We start from the raw sequence: 17,479 nt of genomic DNA on the forward strand, positions 1-17,479 counted from the left end.
TTCCTTATCGAGTAATCATGTCATCACGATGAACAGCGACCGGGCCATATTCATAGCCCAGAATCGCATCGATTTGTTGAGAGTGGTGGCCGGCTATCCGCCGCAGAGCATCACTGTTATAACGGCTGACGCCATGAGCGATATCACGCCCTTGCAGGTTACAAATTCTGATGACCTCCCCCCGCGAGAAATTGCCCGTCACGCTTTTGATGCCTTTTGGCAGAAGTGAACTGCCACGTTCCAGCATTGCCGCAGTCGCACCTTCATCAACCGTAATTTCGCCTGCCGGCGGCGCGCCGAAGATCCAACGTTTGCGGTTCTCCAGCGGCGAGGCTTGCGCATGAAAACGGGTGCCGACGGAAATCCCCTCCATCACATCGCCGATCACGCCCGGTTTACTGCCTGAGGCAATAATCGTATCAATACCCGCGCGACAGGCCACGTCTGCCGCCTGAAGCTTAGTGCTCATACCACCGGTTCCCAGTCCGGAAACGCTGTCTCCCGCGATAGAGCGCAGCGCATCGTCAACGCCATACACATCTTTGATAAGCTCCGCCTGCGGATTGCTACGCGGATCGGCGGTAAATAATCCTTGCTGATCGGTCAGCAGCAGCAGTTTATCCGCGCCTGCCAGGATCGCCGCCAGCGCGGAGAGGTTATCGTTATCGCCCACTTTAATTTCCGCTGTCGCAACGGCATCATTTTCATTGATAACCGGCACAATATGGTTATCCAGTAATGCACGCAGCGTATCGCGGGCGTTCAGAAAGCGCTCTCTGTCTTCCATATCCGCACGCGTCAACAGCATCTGCCCGATATGGATACCGTAAATTGAAAACAACTGCTCCCACAGTTGAATCAGGCGGCTTTGCCCTACCGCCGCCAGAAGCTGTTTAGAGGCAATTGTTGCCGGCAGTTCCGGGTAGCCGAGATGTTCACGTCCGGCGGCAATCGCGCCAGAGGTAACAATAACAATACGATGTCCCGCGGCGTGTAGCTGCGCGCACTGGCGGACAAGTTCTACGATATGGGCACGGTTCAGGCGGCGCGATCCGCCTGTTAGCACGCTGGTGCCGAGTTTTACGACCAGCGTCTGGCTGTCACTCATGATTCTCTGCCGTTCAAAATAAGAAATAAAGACCAAATGAACGTTTTAGCAGGACTGGCTCCGGTTGCCAACAACCTGTACGCGTAGCGTGAAATTTTGTTGTGCAGGATCAGCAAGCGTAGCGGCAGAATTTGACCATTTTATTACCGCAACAATTAAACATATTTTTTTAAAAAAATTCTCACTTTGTCATAAATCTTTCATTACCGAACGTTAAAAACCTTCCTGTTTTTTACCGGGTCTCCCGACAAATCATAGCGCGTAATTAAAACAGGAATGGAAATGAATAAGAGCACTCTGGCAATAGTGGTGAGTATCATCGCATCAGCATCTGTTCACGCCGCCGAGGTTTACAATAAAAACGGTAATAAGCTTGATGTGTATGGAAAAGTTAAAGCCATGCACTATATGAGCGATTATGACAGCAAAGATGGCGATCAAAGCTACGTTCGTTTTGGTTTTAAAGGCGAAACGCAAATTAACGATCAATTGACCGGCTACGGGCGCTGGGAAGCTGAGTTTGCCGCTAATAAAGCCGAAAGTGATTCGTCCCAGCAAAAAACCCGCCTGGCCTTTGCAGGCCTGAAATTAAAAGATATCGGTTCTTTTGACTATGGACGTAACCTGGGCGCGCTGTACGATGTTGAGGCCTGGACGGATATGTTTCCCGAATTCGGCGGCGACTCTTCCGCCCAGACCGATAATTTTATGACTAAACGCGCCAGCGGGCTGGCGACTTACCGCAATACCGATTTCTTCGGCATCGTTGATGGACTGGATCTTACCTTACAGTATCAGGGGAAAAACGAAAATCGCGATGTGAAAAAGCAAAACGGCGACGGCTTCGGCACATCCGTGAGCTATGATTTCGGCGGCAGCGATTTTGCCGTCAGCGGCGCTTATACTCTCTCCGATCGCACCAGGGAGCAAAATCTGCAGCGCCGCGGTACGGGCGATAAAGCCGAAGCCTGGGCTACGGGTGTAAAGTATGACGCGAATGATATTTATATTGCGACCTTCTATTCAGAAACCCGCAACATGACGCCAGTTTCCGGCGGATTTGCCAATAAAACCCAAAACTTCGAAGCAGTTATCCAGTATCAGTTTGATTTTGGTCTGCGTCCGTCATTAGGCTATGTGCTGTCAAAAGGCAAAGATATTGAGGGCGTCGGCAGTGAGGATTTGGTGAATTACATTGACGTGGGCGCAACCTATTACTTCAACAAAAATATGTCCGCGTTTGTAGATTACAAAATCAATCAGCTTGATAGCGATAACACGTTAGGCATTAATGACGATGATATTGTGGCAATAGGGTTGACCTACCAGTTCTGATAAGTCGCATTGTGCCTGATGGCGCTACGCCATCAGGCATGGCAGCAGGGTTATGCCGACAGTTTTACCGGCTCGTCGTTGAAATCGTCAGACGGCTCCAGCGCCAGCTCCATAGAAATCAGCAGGTCGCGTAGCTTTTCATGAAACTCGCGTAGCGTGTATTCCAGTCGCTCCACCACTTCGGTTTCGTTAATCGGTACTGCGGTCCAGTTGCCCTCTTTATCAAACAAACCAAACTGATAACGATAAGTGAAGCGTTTCTCTTGTGCTTCCAGCTCCATCCACCAGCCCCAAAATTCACGCTTCTCTGGCGCGGGCTTCACGTTGACGCAAACTGCCAGGCAATCGAAAAAAAAACGATTGTCTTCGCACTGCCCTTCCCGGATATAGGGGCCAAGCGCGGTAAATTTCTTGATCAATCTACTTTTCGGGTGTCCACTCGGTAACGTCATTGCGATCTCCTTTAATGAAGCAACTGTTTTACCAAATCAATAGAATTTATCAATCTATTAACACAATCTATGATTAATCCAGTCGGTAATTTCTTGCAGCGCGTGGTCAAAATTGCGGTACACCGGGTTAAAAGGGATCTCTATCAGCTTACCGTCTGAAGATGATGTTGTAATTAAGCGAGACTCTTCTTCCGGGCTGAAAGGATCGTTTTTCCAGAAGCCGGAAAGCATTGGCGTAGGACAACGTCTGCCCAGTAGCCCCTGTACTTTCAACGAATAGCGATTGAGCTCCACACGCAGCGCCTCATCCGAAGCATCATGCATACCCAGACGGCTGGCCAGCACATCCAGATACATCTCCGGCACCGTGCTCTGTCGTTGCGGATCGCTAAGTAGCGCATGGACCACCGGCCCCAGGCAAGCCACTGCTTTCAAACGCGGCGCTTCCAGATAGGCCAGACGCACCGCAACATTGGCGCCAAAACGGAAACCAAACGCCGCAACACGGGTATGATCCACCCAGGGGACATTAGGAAGCGCTTTTAACACATGCTGGTGGAGCAAGCTGGAATCCTGGGTTAATTTCCACTTTGATGAAAATCCAACCGAAGGCATATCAAGCGTTAACATCGCGATACCGCGCGGCGCGAAATAGCGTTCATACAGGGTGTAATAGTCGGTTTGCATGGCGTCCAGGCCGCCGCACATGAGCACCGTCGGAAACGGACCATCCCCTTTCGGCATATGTAAAAACGCGGTGACAGGCGAACCGCCAGGAACGGCAAATTCCATTTCACGTAACGAGCCGGGCAACCGCTGCGCGGCCTCTTCATAGGCGCGATTCGCCAGCGCCTGCGCCTGCTCCGCCAGCTCATCGCCCTTCAAATGCGGGTAGGCGGCAATGTTATAGAGCGTTGAGGCATGAAGCCAGTAGCGTCCGCTGCGCATGGCGTCCTGTTCCTGACAGGCTTTCTGCTGCCAGTCCATCGCCTGCTTTGCCCACTCATAAATCCAGTTGCCGCCGCGGTAACCGATGACCGTATCGTATAAATCATCATCCGTTCGCTCTGCGTCGCTCATCACAATGCGCGCCTGCACATCAAGGATTTCTCGTGGGTCAACGCCGCGCCAAATCCACATCAGGCGGTTTATCATGCGATACCAGTGCGGAACGTTCTTACCGTCCAGCGCGGATTGCATGGGCGGCTGCGACCCACGATTGAACCGACGGACAAGGGTAGACGTTTCAGTATGTTTAAAGCGGGGTTTGAACAGGGTTTCGCTGAGGTTAGCCTGTGTCATTCGTGCAGCCTCCTTGGATACTCATAGAGGCTTATTGTAACCAATAAAACAGCGCCCGGCATTGCCGGGCGCTCTGAAAAGCTGCTGATTAACGACCTGAAATCGGCGGTACAAATACCACACCCATATCCCAGGGCTGCTCAATCCAGGTGTTCTGAGGAATATCAATAACATAATCATCAACCAGCGGACGGCCCGCCGGTTTAGCGAAAATCGTGACGAAATGCGCTTTAGGGTACATTTCGCGAATCGCGACGGCGGTGCCGCCGGTATCGACCAGATCGTCGATGACGATAAAGCCTTCGCCGTCGCCTTCTGCACGTTTCAGCACTTTCAGTTCGCGCTGGTTATCGTGATCGTAGCTGGAGATGCATACGGTATCGACATGACGAATGCCCAATTCACGCGCCAGTAGTGCGCCCGGTACAAGGCCGCCACGACTTACGGCAATAATGCCTTTCCATTGTTCTGAAGGCATGAGGCGGCTCGCCAGTTTGCGTGCGTGAATCTGCAACATGTCCCAGGTGACGACGTATTTTTCGCTCATGTGAAGTGTCCCAGCCTGTTTATCTACGGCTTAAAAAGTGTTCGAGGGGGAAATAGTTGCGCGAGATTATAGAGACCTGACGCGCTAAAAACCAGTGTTTAGCGGAATCCACGCCTCTTTTTGTATGCTTTATACTACCCGCAGGCGGAGAAAGTGGTATTCTCAGTCGCATCTCGTAAGAGTTATCAATTCCGCTAACCCTGTGGCCTGTAAGAACGTTTTTCAGACCACCGCCAAGGAGACTTATCGTGTCTGAACTGTCTCAGTTATCACCACAACCTTTGTGGGATATTTTTGCCAAAATCTGTTCTATTCCTCACCCGTCCTATCACGAAGAGCAACTCGCGGAACATATTGTGAGTTGGGCCAAAGAGAAAGGCCTTTACGTGGATCGCGACCAGGTCGGTAATATTCTGATCCGTAAGCCCGCCACTGCAGGTATGGAAAATCGCAAGCCGGTCGTTTTACAGGCGCATCTGGATATGGTGCCGCAAAAAAATAGCGACACCGTTCACGACTTCACTACAGATCCTATCCAGCCTTATATTGATGGCGAATGGGTTAAAGCGCGCGGTACTACGCTCGGCGCCGACAATGGTATTGGAATGGCTTCTGCGTTAGCGGTACTGGCTGACGATAATGTCGTCCACGGCCCGCTGGAAGTGCTGCTGACCATGACCGAAGAAGCCGGCATGGATGGCGCGTTCGGCCTCCAGTCCGGCTGGTTGCAGGCCGACATCCTGATCAACACCGACTCTGAAGAAGAAGGTGAGATCTATATGGGCTGCGCAGGCGGCATCGATTTTACCTCTAATCTGCCGTTGACCCGTGAAGCTGTACCCGCAGGATTTGCATGCTTTAAGCTAACCCTGAAAGGCCTGAAAGGCGGCCACTCCGGTGGTGAAATTCACCTCGGCCTTGGCAATGCCAACAAATTGCTGGCGCGTTTCCTGGCCGGGCACGCAGAAGAACTGGATCTGCGTCTGATCGATTTCAACGGCGGCACGCTGCGTAACGCGATTCCGCGCGAAGCGTTCGCTACCCTCGCCGTTGCCGCAGACAACGTAGGCACTCTGAAAACATTAGTGAATGCTTACCAGGATATTCTGAAAAACGAACTGGCGGAAAAAGAGAAAAACCTGACGCTGCAACTCAATGAGGTTGCTAGTGATAAAGCCGCATTGACCGCGCCGTCACGCGATACCTTTGTGCGCCTGCTGAACGCAACGCCGAACGGCGTGATCCGCAATTCAGACGTGGCGAAAGGCGTAGTGGAAACATCGCTGAACGTTGGCGTGGTCACAATGTCTGATGCGAATGTCGAAATTCACTGCCTGATTCGCTCTCTTATCGACAGCGGTAAAGATTATGTGGTGAGTATGCTGGATTCGCTGGGCAAGCTGGCTGGCGCGAAAACCGAAGCAAAAGGCAGCTATCCTGGCTGGCAGCCCGATGCGAACTCGCCGGTCATGCACCTGGTGCGGGAAACCTATCAGCGTCTGTTCAACAAGACACCGAACATCCAGATTATCCACGCCGGCCTGGAATGCGGTCTGTTTAAGAAACCCTATCCGGATATGGATATGGTCTCTATTGGACCTACCATTACCGGACCTCACTCTCCGGATGAGCAGGTACATATCGAAAGCGTCGGCCACTACTGGACTCTGCTGACCGAATTGCTGAAAGCGATTCCTGCGAAGTAAGAAAGCGCTAAAATGCCCGTCCCATTTCTGGACGGGCTATCAATATGGAATATCGGGTATCCATTGCCAGATAAGCTCTCCTGGATGCGCTGAAATAGCGCTGCGGCTACACGCGAATAGCCAGACAGCCCGATAACAGCGCCGGTAACACCGAATTATTGTGGCGTAAACGCCATTCCTTTAAATATCCGTAGCGGATTTCCGCGCTCAATCTGATGATGGAACAGACGCCTTTCAGACTTCAACGCCGCACACTCATTTTGCCGTTGCTGTTCCAGCCGCCAGGCAATCAGCAGCCGGGCCAGACGCTTATTCGCATGTTGACTGCGCTCCGACTGAACCTTCACGCTAATCCCGCTCGCCAGGTGCGTGGCCCGCACTGCCGAGTCGGTTTTATTAACGTGCTGCCCACCCGGACCGGAAGAGCGCAGAGTCTCGAAACGAATCTCATCAGACTGTATGTGTTCGTCGGCGGAAAAGCGCCCAATGCCGACGTACCAGTTTTTTCGCCCATGGTGCGGGCGATACGGGCTGGTACAAATCCACAGTAACGTGCCGCACCAACGTTTACTGAAAGCCATAGCTTTTTCGCCGTCCAGCGAGACCAGCGCGGAACGTAGCGTGTCTGGTAATCGTCCCGGCTCTGTTTCAAGCCGTGTCAACGATACCTTTTCTCTGGCGGCTTCTTTCGTCAGACAATCCAGCGCTTTTTTTACCGCCAGACAACACTCGTCCGGTCCCTGTGCGGAAGAAAGTTGCAGTAAGATCATGCGCTTTTCTCCCCTGAGGTTTTCAGCGTCAGCACCGGACGCAGGCAGGCAACTGGCGTAATCAGTCCGGCGTCTGCCAGACAATCCACAACGCTATCGATGGATTTATACGCCTGCGGCGCTTCCTCATAAATGAGCTGGCGATCGCGGCAAATCACCCGGCTGCCCATCCCGGTATGGCAGAGCTGTCGTGGGGTAAATTTTGCCGATAACCGGTCTTTACACTCGGTACGCATCCATTTGCGCCCCGCGCCATGCGCCAGGGAGAAGAGGCTCTCCTCGCTGACGACGGGTTTCACCAGCCAGCTATAATCGCCGCGCGAGCCGGGGATAATCACCAGTCCCTGCCCATCTGGCGTAGCGCCTTTACGATGCAGCCACCCCGCCTCACCCGCGACAGTACAGGGTTCAACGAAGTTATGCGCCACATCCAGCCGCGGTTCGCCCTCAGCCTTGAGCTGTTGCAGTATCCGGCGGGCAATCAGCGCGCGATTACTGCGGGCAAATGCCAGCGCATCGTCATGTTCTGCAAGGTAGCGGCGCGCATCGTCGCTATCTTCCGGCAAACCGTTATGCGAAAACGCCTCCACATGACGACGCAGGATAGCTTGCCCCAGACCGCGTGAACCACTGTGTACCAGCAGTAATAACTGCGCTTTTTGCAACCCCGACAAAGCGAACGAATCAGCATCGACGATGCGATCGACCTGCTGCAGCTCGGCAAAATGATTGCCGCCGCCAATGGAACCCAGCGCAGAGCGCCACGAATGATGCTGCATTGCGGCGGGGACATTCTCCTCCAGCCACTGCGCGTCCGCCACGTCAGTCAGCGACGCCAGCCGCTTCTCCAGTTTATCGGCGTTATATTTACGCCCTAAAATATCCGTTTGCCATAACGCCATGCCGCAGCCGATATCGTTGCCGACCAGCGCCGGATAAAAACGTCCACGCGAGAAAAAGGCTGCGCCAATAGGGTAACCGCGCCCCGGATGCAGATCTGGCATCCCGATAACGCGTCTCATACCGGTTAACTTAGCCGTCGTATATAATTGTTGGATCGCGGAATCTTCGATCCACAGGTTATCTGATGCGATAGAAAATACCACATCTGATAAAGGACGAATATAATTGCCCATATACCATTCCATATATGAATTAAAAAATCAGGAAATGGCAGACTAATCCAGAGCAATAAGAGAAAATTAATCCTGGAAATGTCTGCAAAGTGCGTTCAGAGAATAAAGTGTCATGATGAACCTCCTTTGCAGTTATTGAGAATGAGAAAACGCGGGTATAGTAATACTGAAATTTAGATGGCGCAATCGTAATAGTGATAAAATCTTAATGGCCTGACTTATAACCCTAACACCAACTGTCGTTCCAATTGAGGGTCGAGCAGCGTTACGTGTAGCCCCACCAACCGTACGCCGCGCTCGCCGCGACGCTCGTCCCAGGTTTTACGGGCGGTGGTAATTAAGTCTTCTTTATTTAATTGCGGCCAGACATGTTCCTGAGTGGTTTGCTGAAAATCATTAAATTTTAATTTAACGCCCTGTCGGGCAATCAGTAAATCGGGCTTCACTATAGCCAGACGACGCTCCAGCTCCGGATATAAATGCTCAATAATGGCCTCGCAGTCCGACCATTCATGAATATCCTCCGCCAGAGTACGCTCAACGCCTACCGATTTACGCAGCCTTTCGCTGTTAACATCACGCTCGTCAATACCCTGACTACGCTCCCATAATACCCGGCCAAATTTACCAAAGCGTTTGAGAAGCATCGCCAGATCGCACTGTTGAATATCCCCGCAGGTTCTTAACCCCATATTTTCCAGTTTGGCGGCGGAAACTTTCCCCACGCCTGGAATTTTGGCTAACGGCAACGTTTTAAGAAAGTCGGGTACATCGGCTGGCGTAATAACATATTGCCCGTTCGGTTTATTGAGATCGGAGGCGATCTTCGCCAGAAATTTCACTGGCGCAACGCCGGCAGAGGCGGTGAGTTGCAGTTCATTGAAAATAGTCTGACGAATCTCCCTGGCGATCAGAGTCGCCGATCCATAACAGTGCGGGCTGTCAGTCACATCCAGCCAGGCTTCATCCAGCGAGAGCGGTTCAATCAGTGAAGTGTAGCGGGAAAAGATGTCACGTACATGCCGCGAAGCCTCTTTATAGGCGTCAAAGCGGCCAGGCAGTAAGGTGAGATGGGGGCACAGCTTTAGCGCCATGGCAGTCGGCATCGCGCTGCGTACGCCAAACTGGCGCGCAGGATAGTTGGCGGTACTGATAACGCCTCTTCGCTCACGACTCCCGCCAATGGCAATGGGAATATCGCGTAACGCCGGATTATCACGCATCTCTACCGCGGCAAAAAAACAGTCCATATCAACATGTATGATTTTGCGCATCGCTCGCCCCCACAATACTGTTTAAGTGTACAGTATGTTTTATTGCGCGCAAAGATACATTCGCGTTAAAAATGCGACATATTCGAAGGTATGACGACGAAAGCGGCGGGAAAATTGTAAACGTACACACGGGGACTTGCGAAAAACTGCCGTGGTGCTAATGTGAGCGCTCCAAATCCAGATTACTCCGATTTGGGGACTCTTTTGCCGTTCTGGCGTGTGTAACCGTTTTATCAAGGAACAAGCAGTATGCGTAAAATCGCATTTTTTCTTGCGATGCTTCTGATGCCGTGCGTCTCATTTGCCGGTTTGCTGAGCAGCAGCAGCCCCGTCACGCCGGTCAGTAAAGAGTATAAGCAGCAGTTAATGGGCTCACCGGTCTATATTCAGATTTTTAAAGAAGAGCGCACTCTTGATCTCTACGTCAAAATGGGTGAGCAATACCAGTTGCTTGATAGCTACAAAATTTGCAACTATTCCGGCGGGTTAGGCCCGAAACGCCGTCAGGGCGATTTTAAAAGTCCGGAAGGGTTTTACAGCGTTCAGCGTAATCAACTCAAGCCAGACAGCCGTTTTTATAAGGCCATCAACATTGGTTTTCCCAATGCCTACGATCGCGCGCATGGCTATGATGGTAAATATCTGATGATTCACGGTGCCTGTGTTTCCGTCGGCTGCTATGCCATGACCGACAGCGGCATTGATGAGATTTTCCAGTTTGTCACCGCCGCGCTGGTCTTTGGTCAGCCGAGCGTGCAGGTGAGTATTTATCCGTTCCGGATGACCGACGCCAATATGCAGCGTCATAAATATTCTTATTACAAAGATTTCTGGGCGCAGCTAAAACCCGGCTACGATTATTTTGAACAGACGCATAAGCCGCCAACTGTTTCTATCGTTGATGGACGTTACGTCGTGAGCAAACCGTTGAGTCACGAAGTTGTTCAGCCACAGCTGGCCTCAAATTATACGCTCTCCGAGGCAAAATAACGCCCATTCGCCTGGCATAATCTTTTGCCAGGTTTCATTCCCCGTTAGCGGCTGGGTAGCAATCACGGTAACCACGTCATTTGGCGTGGTCTGTGAACTGAAATCAATTTCCATATCCTGATCCACCAGCGTGGCTACGCCAAACGGCGCCCGGCGAGTGATCCAGTGCAAATGGGTTGAGCAAAACGCCATCACATATCGCCCATCTGACAGCAGCATGTTAAAAACGCCTTTTTCACGTAATACCGTCGCCAGTGTCGCAATATATTTAAATACCGCTGTCATGTTGCCCGGCGTGCGGGGATAACGCTGCGTTAATTTATGCAATAGCCAGCAAAACGCTTTTTCGCTGTCGGTTTCCCCCACCGGACGAAAATTACCGGTTTCCAGCGACTTATAACCGTTGAGCTGACCGTTATGAGCATAAGTCCAGTTGCGTCCCCATAATTCCCGGGTAAAAGGGTGTGTATTTTCCAGCGCCACTTCACCGCGATTAGCCTGACGGATATGGGCGATAACCGAGCAGGACTTGATCGGGTAATTCTGTACCAGTTTCGCAATCGGCGAATGGTAGCTCGGTTGCGGATCTTTAAACGTGCGACAGCCCTTTCCTTCGTAAAAGGTAATTCCCCAGCCGTCTTTATGCGGCCCGGTTCCGCCGCCACGCTGCACCAGTCCGGTGAAGCTAAAGCAGATATCCGTCGGCACATTGGCGCTCATCCCAAGCAGTTCGCACATACATCACCTCCACAAACGCCTTAAGCGGGAAGGCGTAATTTTTACAGCCAATCAAAACTCAAAATATCAAAGAAAACAATATGCTATACCCTAAATAATTCGAGTTGCAGGAAGGCGGTAAGGGAGGAAATCCCCAGGAACATAGATAACTATGTGACTGGGGTTTCTGAGCGCAACCAACGCACCTGCAGCTTGAAGTATGACGGGTATAGTTATTTAACCATCTCTTTTTCGATCAACTGAATCAAAATATGAATTACTTTGATATGAATTTCCTGAATACGATCGGCATAACCGAAGTGCGGTACGCGAATTTCAATATCCGCCGTTCCCGCCATTTTGCCGCCGTCTTTGCCGGTCAACGTAATCACTTTCATGCCTTTTTCACGGGCCGCGGCAATCGCTTTAATCACGTTACCAGAGTTACCCGACGTCGAGATCCCTAACAGGACATCGCCTTCGCGCCCTACCGCCTCAACGTAACGAGAGAAAATATAGTCATAGCCAAAATCATTACTGACGCAGGATATATGGCTAACATCAGAAATCGCAATTGCCGGGTAGCCCGGACGATTTTCACGATAACGACCTGTCAGCTCTTCAGCAAAGTGCATCGCATCGCAATGGGAGCCGCCGTTACCGCAGGAAAGTACCTTACCACCCGCTTTAAAACTGTCAGCCAACAGGACCGCCGCGCGCTGAATGGCGTGAATATTGGCGTCATCTTTTAAAAAATTAGCCAGCGTTTCCGCCGCTTCGTTCAGTTCGTTACGAATAAGATCCTGGTACATGAGGATATCCTTCAGCATGAATGTAAATGACAGTATGCAGTGTACCGGATAGCAGTACAGGCGAGAAGCATAAGCCGAATTAACGCCTCACGCTTTTGATTTTTCGTGCCCCCAAAAACGGCAACAATGTGAGCTTTGTTGTAATTATTTTGTAAACACATTGCTAAAAAATTTTACATCTACTACAACCTAATCATCACAAGTGGTCAGACCTCCTACAAGCAAGGGAGCTTTTCGTTATGATGATTTTGAGTATTATCGCTACGGTTGTTCTGCTCGGCGCATTGTTCTATCACCGCGTGAGTTTATTTCTCAGCAGCCTGATTCTGCTCGCCTGGACCGCCGCACTTGGCGTCGCTGGCCTGTGGTCCATCTGGCTGTTGGTTCCTCTGGCCATTATCCTCGTGCCGTTTAACCTCACACCGATGCGAAAATCAATGATTTCCGCACCGGTGTTCCGCGGCTTCCGTAAGGTCATGCCGCCGATGTCGCGCACTGAGAAAGAAGCGATTGATGCCGGTACAACCTGGTGGGAAGGCGATCTGTTCCAGGGCAAGCCTGACTGGAAAAAACTGCACAACTATCCGCAACCGCAACTCACTGCCGAAGAGCAAGCGTTTCTCGACGGTCCGGTAGAAGAAGCGTGCCGGATGGCGAACGATTTTCAGATTACCCATGAACTGGCGGATCTGCCGCCGGAACTGTGGGCTTACCTGAAAGAGCATCGTTTTTTTGCGATGATCATTAAAAAAGAGTATGGCGGGCTGGAGTTCTCCGCTTATGCGCAGTCCCGTGTACTGCAAAAACTGTCCGGCGTCTCCGGGATTCTGGCTATCACCGTCGGCGTTCCAAACTCACTCGGCCCTGGCGAGTTATTGCAGCACTATGGTACGGAAGAGCAGAAGAATCACTATCTGCCGCGACTGGCGCGCGGCCAGGAGATCCCCTGCTTTGCGCTGACCAGCCCGGAAGCAGGTTCTGATGCAGGCGCCATTCCGGATACCGGCGTGGTTTGCATGGGCGAATGGCAGGGCCAGCAGGTGCTGGGTATGCGCCTGACCTGGAACAAGCGTTACATTACGCTGGCGCCGATAGCTACCGTGTTGGGTCTGGCGTTTAAGCTTTCCGATCCGGATAGACTGTTAGGCGGAGAAGAAGAGCTGGGTATTACCTGCGCCCTGATCCCCACCTCAACGCCGGGTGTGGAAATTGGTCGTCGCCACTTCCCGCTTAACGTTCCGTTCCAGAATGGTCCAACCCGCGGTAACGATATTTTCGTGCCTATTGATTATATTATCGGCGGCCCCAAAATGGCCGGACAGGGCTGGCGTATGCTGGTGGAATGTTTGTCGGTAGGACGCGGTATTACCCTGCCGTCCAACTCCACTGGCGGGGTGAAATCCGTCGCGCTGGCAACCGGCGCCTATGCTCACATTCGTCGTCAGTTCAAAATTTCTATCGGCAAGATGGAAGGTATTGAGGAACCGCTGGCGCGTATTGCAGGTAACGCTTATGTGATGGATGCCGCCGCATCGTTAATCACCTACGGCATTATGCTGGGCGAAAAACCGGCGGTACTGTCGGCTATCGTGAAGTACCACTGCACCCACCGCGGCCAGCAGTCAATTATCGACGCGATGGATATCACAGGGGGTAAAGGCATTATGCTGGGCGAGAGCAACTTCCTGGCGCGTGCTTACCAGGGCGCGCCTATCGCGATCACCGTGGAAGGCGCGAATATCCTGACCCGTAGCATGATGATCTTTGGTCAGGGCGCCATTCGCTGCCATCCTTATGTACTGGAAGAGATGGCCGCAGCGCAGAATAATGATGTGAATGCCTTTGATAAGCTGTTGTTTAAACATATTGGTCATGTCGGCAGCAATACCGTTCGCAGTTTCTGGCTTGGCCTGACCCGCGGATTAACGAGCCATACGCCAACCGGCGACGCCACGAAGCGTTATTACCAGCATCTGAACCGACTGAGCGCAAACCTGGCGCTGCTGTCTGACGTGTCAATGGCGGTACTGGGCGGCAGCCTGAAACGCCGCGAGCGTATCTCCGCGCGTCTGGGCGATGTGTTGAGTCAGCTTTATCTGGCCTCAGCCGTACTGAAGCGTTACGACGACGAAGGTCGCCACGAAGCCGACCTGCCGCTGGTGCACTGGGGCGTACAGGATGCGCTGTATCGTGCTGAACAAGCGATGGACGATCTGCTGCAGAACTTCCCGAACCGCGTCGTGGCCGGATTGCTCACCGCGATGATCTTCCCGACTGGCCGTCATTATCTGGCGCCGTCTGATAAGCTGGATCACGCCGTGGCGAAGATCCTGCAGGTGCCGAACGCCACACGTTCACGCATTGGGCGCGGCCAGTATCTGACACCCGCCGAACATAATCCGGTCGGTTTACTGGAAGAAGCGCTGCGTGATGTCATCGCTGCCGACCCTATCCACCAGCGCATCTGCAAAGAACTGGGTAAAAATCTGCCGTTTACTCGTCTGGATGAACTGGCGCGCAATGCGCTGGCGAAAGGGCTTATAGATAAAGATGAAGCCGCCATCCTGGCGAAAGCGGAAGAGAGCCGCCTGCGCAGTATCAACGTTGATGATTTTGAACCTGAAGCGCTGGCGACCAAACCGGTAAAGCTGCCGGAGAAAGTGCGTAAAGTCGAAGCCGCATAATCAGTCTCGCATCTTTCCTGCCCCGCTTTCGCGGGGCTTTTTCTTGCCGCTTTTTTATTATTGCTCATGCTACAGTGTAAAGACGCTGTTCAATGAGGAGCTCCGATCGTGTCTGGTTTGAAAATTACTCTGTTGCAACAACCTTTAGTCTGGATGGACGGCCCGGCAAACCTGCGTCATTTTGACAGACAGCTAGAGCTCGTATCTGGCCGGGATGTGATTGTTCTGCCTGAAATGTTTACCACCGGCTTCGCGATGGAGGCCGCTAATAACTCACTTTCGCAAGATAGCGTGATTACGTGGATGCAGGCCAAAGCCCGACAAACTGACGCTCTGATTGCCGGCAGCGCGGCGCTACAAACTGAGCGCGGCGCCGTAAATCGCTTCTTACTGGTTGAACCGGAAGGTAAGGTTCATCTCTATGATAAGCGCCATCTGTTTCGTATGGCGGATGAACATCAACATTATGCCGCAGGCGATAAACGCATCATCGTGCAGTGGCGCGGTTGGCGCATCCTGCCGCTGATCTGTTACGATCTGCGCTTTCCGATATGGTCGCGCAACCGCAATGATTACGATCTGGCGCTGTATGTAGCGAACTGGCCTGCGCCGCGCTCGCTACACTGGCAAACATTACTGACAGCGCGCGCTATTGAAAATCAGGCTTATGTCGCAGGCTGCAACCGGGTTGGCACCGATGGCAATGGGTTACATTATCGCGGCGATAGCCGGATCATTAATCCCCAGGGTGATATTATCGCCACCGCCGAACCACACCAGGCGACACGTATTGATGCCGATCTTTCTCTCGTCGCCTTGCAGGACTATCGCGAAAAATTTCCAGCCTGGCGCGATGCCGATCCATTCACCTTGTAAGCAACCTGCCGCTCACCGCGGCGGGATTGTTTCACTCCGTAACTCTCCGTAAAACAAATTCGCGTGGCGTAATGTGGCAGGCAACGTATTCTGACTAAGAGCCTATCCCACCAGGCGTTATTGGCGCAGCCAGTTTGGACACGGACAGCGCGCAAAAACCGGAGCGTACACGTAGTACGTGAGGATTTTGAGCACTGCCCAGGTCCAAAATGGCAAGTAAAATAGCCCTAATGGGATAGGCTCTAAGATAATTGCTCGCCATTCGTGGGTAATAAAAACGGTTAATCACTCCCTTATCAGGATATCTTCATGAAAAACTTTGTACGCACAACTTTACTGGCAGCGACTCTGGCGGGCGTTTCTTTTGGCGCTTTCGCCACCGCTGTTCCCAATCCTCCCCTGCCCGCCCAGGATCCTATTGTCCAGCATCTGAAGCTGACAAACGATCAGATTACCCGGATCAAAAAACTTCACCAACAACTGGAAACCGACGTCAGTCAGATTTCTATGAAGGGAATTAAAGACGGTGCGCTGATAGAGGTGATTAAATCCGGTAAATGGGATGACGCCGCCGTAAAACAGCAGCTTGCAGCCTTCAGTAACATAGAACAACAGGCTCGCTATTATCGGGTTAAATATTATTTTGATTTAAGCAAAGTCTTAACACCAGAACAGCGTCAACAGGTACAACAAGATCTCGCCCAGGCACTTGAGTAAATATTTTTGCCCGTTATTTCTGGATAACGGGCTTTATCCAGGACAGGTACAAATTCATCTTCATCTTTTTCTTACAGCATCGCACCATCTCACACTACCCGTTACATAACGTAGAAGTGAAACCGTACGTGGGGGAATTTGGCGAGGAGATGGATTTCCATACCGACGATTATCGTATTGTTATTTAAAATCTTCATCTCATTTTTTACCCGCTTACAGAAAACCCAGCGTTACAATAGACCGTTTTTTGGGCTTCGTTTATGTAATCGTTATATCACCCCCTATACCGTGAAACTTGTCTTTTAGCCCAATGTTAAGGCAGGTTCTGAAATGAAAAACTTTTTCGCAGTCTGCATCATTCCCCTTGTGGTAACCTGGTCCGCTACTGCATCAGCAAAAGAAGGGATCTATATCACCGGGAAAGCGGGGACATCCGTAGTCAATGTCTATGGAATCAACTCAACCTTCAGCCAGGATGAGATAGTCAATGGTCATGCAACGTTACCTGACCGTACCAAAGGCGTTTTTGGCGGCGGGGTTGCTATCGGTTATGACTTTTATGATCCATTCCAGCTTCCAGTACGTTTAGAACTGGATACCACTTTCAGAGGTGAGACGGATGCTAAAGGCGGGCAGGATATTATTGCATTTGGTCAGCCAGTACACATAAATGTAAAAAATCAGGTCCGAATGACCACTTACATGGTTAATGGCTATTATGATTTTCACAATAGTACGGCATTTACACCCTATATCAGCGCAGGCGTTGGCCTCGCTCATGTGAAGCTAAGTAATAACACCATTCCTGTTGGTTTTGGTATTAATGAAACTCTGTCTGCTTCAAAAAATAACTTTGCCTGGGGCGCAGGTATCGGTGCAAAATATGCTGTAACAGATAATATTATGATTGACGCCAGTTATAAATACATTAATGCAGGCAAAGTAAGCATTTCAAAAAATCACTATGCTGGTGATGAACATACCGCTTATGATGCAGACACAAAGGCTGCCTCCAATGACTTCATGCTCGGCATTACTTACGCCTTTTAAACA

General features: G+C 51.4%; 16 protein-coding genes. 7 read left to right on the forward strand and 9 right to left on the reverse strand.

Annotated features, from left to right (window positions below; translation table 11 throughout):
• Positions 1-4: 4 nt before the first annotated feature.
• On the reverse strand, positions 5-1,108 hold the full coding sequence (gene proB, locus NA389_RS09030) for a glutamate 5-kinase (protein WP_001285275.1): 1,104 nt from the start codon (positions 1,106-1,108) through the stop codon (positions 5-7).
• A 282-nt stretch (positions 1,109-1,390) separates the two neighbouring features.
• Here proB and phoE point away from each other — a divergent pair, with 282 nt between their 5' ends.
• Positions 1,391-2,443, forward strand: coding sequence for a phosphoporin PhoE (gene phoE, locus NA389_RS09035; protein ID WP_001043657.1), 1,053 nt, complete (start codon positions 1,391-1,393; stop codon positions 2,441-2,443).
• A 50-nt stretch (positions 2,444-2,493) separates the two neighbouring features.
• On the opposite strand, the gene crl is transcribed toward phoE, so the two are convergent.
• The 3 genes from crl to gpt all read right to left on the reverse strand — a co-directional run bounded on the left by crl (position 2,494) and on the right by gpt (position 4,744).
• Positions 2,494-2,895: a sigma factor-binding protein Crl gene (gene crl, locus NA389_RS09040; protein ID WP_000174693.1), complete on the reverse strand. Its 402-nt coding sequence runs from the start codon at positions 2,893-2,895 to the stop codon at positions 2,494-2,496.
• 57 nt (positions 2,896-2,952) lie between these two features.
• Positions 2,953-4,197 (reverse strand): esterase FrsA, encoded by a 1,245-nt coding sequence (frsA, locus tag NA389_RS09045; protein ID WP_000189586.1) that lies wholly within the window; start codon positions 4,195-4,197, stop codon positions 2,953-2,955.
• 88 nt (positions 4,198-4,285) lie between these two features.
• Complete coding sequence (gene gpt / locus NA389_RS09050) at positions 4,286-4,744, reverse strand: xanthine phosphoribosyltransferase (RefSeq protein WP_001292018.1); 459 nt, start codon at positions 4,742-4,744, stop codon at positions 4,286-4,288.
• 248 nt (positions 4,745-4,992) lie between these two features.
• Between gpt and pepD the strand changes: the two genes are divergently transcribed.
• Positions 4,993-6,450, forward strand: coding sequence for a cytosol nonspecific dipeptidase (pepD, locus tag NA389_RS09055; RefSeq protein ID WP_001292978.1), 1,458 nt, complete (start codon positions 4,993-4,995; stop codon positions 6,448-6,450).
• Between the two features lie 155 nt (positions 6,451-6,605).
• On the opposite strand, the gene prfH is transcribed toward pepD, so the two are convergent.
• The 3 genes from prfH to dinB all read right to left on the reverse strand — a co-directional run bounded on the left by prfH (position 6,606) and on the right by dinB (position 9,630).
• Entirely contained in the window at positions 6,606-7,220 is a 615-nt protein-coding gene (gene prfH / locus NA389_RS09060; protein WP_000602093.1) for a peptide chain release factor H, read from the reverse strand.
• Positions 7,217-8,356: an RNA ligase RtcB family protein gene (locus NA389_RS09065; RefSeq protein WP_000528908.1), complete on the reverse strand. Its 1,140-nt coding sequence runs from the start codon at positions 8,354-8,356 to the stop codon at positions 7,217-7,219. Before NA389_RS09065 ends, prfH begins: the two co-directional genes overlap by 4 nt.
• 218 nt (positions 8,357-8,574) lie before the next feature.
• Positions 8,575-9,630 carry a DNA polymerase IV gene (gene dinB / locus NA389_RS09070; RefSeq protein WP_001226198.1) on the reverse strand — a complete coding sequence of 352 codons (1,056 nt, stop codon included), beginning with the start codon at positions 9,628-9,630 and terminating at the stop codon, positions 8,575-8,577.
• A gap of 249 nt (positions 9,631-9,879) precedes the next feature.
• Between dinB and dpaA the strand changes: the two genes are divergently transcribed.
• Positions 9,880-10,620 (forward strand): peptidoglycan meso-diaminopimelic acid protein amidase, encoded by a 741-nt coding sequence (dpaA, locus tag NA389_RS09075; RefSeq protein ID WP_001225658.1) that lies wholly within the window; start codon positions 9,880-9,882, stop codon positions 10,618-10,620.
• Here dpaA and NA389_RS09080 read toward each other — a convergent pair.
• Both NA389_RS09080 and lpcA read right to left on the reverse strand, forming a co-directional pair.
• Complete coding sequence (locus tag NA389_RS09080; protein WP_000333387.1) at positions 10,591-11,358, reverse strand: class II glutamine amidotransferase; 768 nt, start codon at positions 11,356-11,358, stop codon at positions 10,591-10,593. The genes dpaA and NA389_RS09080 overlap by 30 nt on opposite strands.
• A gap of 212 nt (positions 11,359-11,570) precedes the next feature.
• A complete protein-coding gene (gene lpcA / locus NA389_RS09085; RefSeq protein ID WP_000284051.1) occupies positions 11,571-12,149 on the reverse strand; it encodes a D-sedoheptulose 7-phosphate isomerase in 579 nt (192 codons plus the stop codon).
• 239 nt (positions 12,150-12,388) lie between these two features.
• Between lpcA and fadE the strand changes: the two genes are divergently transcribed.
• From fadE to pagN, 4 genes are all read left to right on the forward strand, one after another.
• Positions 12,389-14,833 carry an acyl-CoA dehydrogenase FadE gene (gene fadE / locus NA389_RS09090; protein ID WP_000973041.1) on the forward strand — a complete coding sequence of 815 codons (2,445 nt, stop codon included), beginning with the start codon at positions 12,389-12,391 and terminating at the stop codon, positions 14,831-14,833.
• Between the two features lie 108 nt (positions 14,834-14,941).
• On the forward strand, positions 14,942-15,709 hold the full coding sequence (locus NA389_RS09095; protein WP_000015789.1) for an amidohydrolase: 768 nt from the start codon (positions 14,942-14,944) through the stop codon (positions 15,707-15,709).
• Between the two features lie 309 nt (positions 15,710-16,018).
• Positions 16,019-16,426 carry a Spy/CpxP family protein refolding chaperone gene (locus tag NA389_RS09100; RefSeq protein ID WP_000788200.1) on the forward strand — a complete coding sequence of 136 codons (408 nt, stop codon included), beginning with the start codon at positions 16,019-16,021 and terminating at the stop codon, positions 16,424-16,426.
• A gap of 330 nt (positions 16,427-16,756) precedes the next feature.
• The gene (gene pagN, locus NA389_RS09105; RefSeq protein ID WP_000787612.1) at positions 16,757-17,476 is read left to right on the forward strand and encodes an adhesin/invasin protein PagN; all 720 of its coding nucleotides are present in this window, start codon (positions 16,757-16,759) and stop codon (positions 17,474-17,476) included.
• The last annotated feature ends 3 nt before the right edge of the window (positions 17,477-17,479 follow it).

This window comes from Salmonella sp. NW645 (assembly GCF_051703725.1).
GTDB classification, from domain to species: domain Bacteria; phylum Pseudomonadota; class Gammaproteobacteria; order Enterobacterales; family Enterobacteriaceae; genus Salmonella; species Salmonella enterica.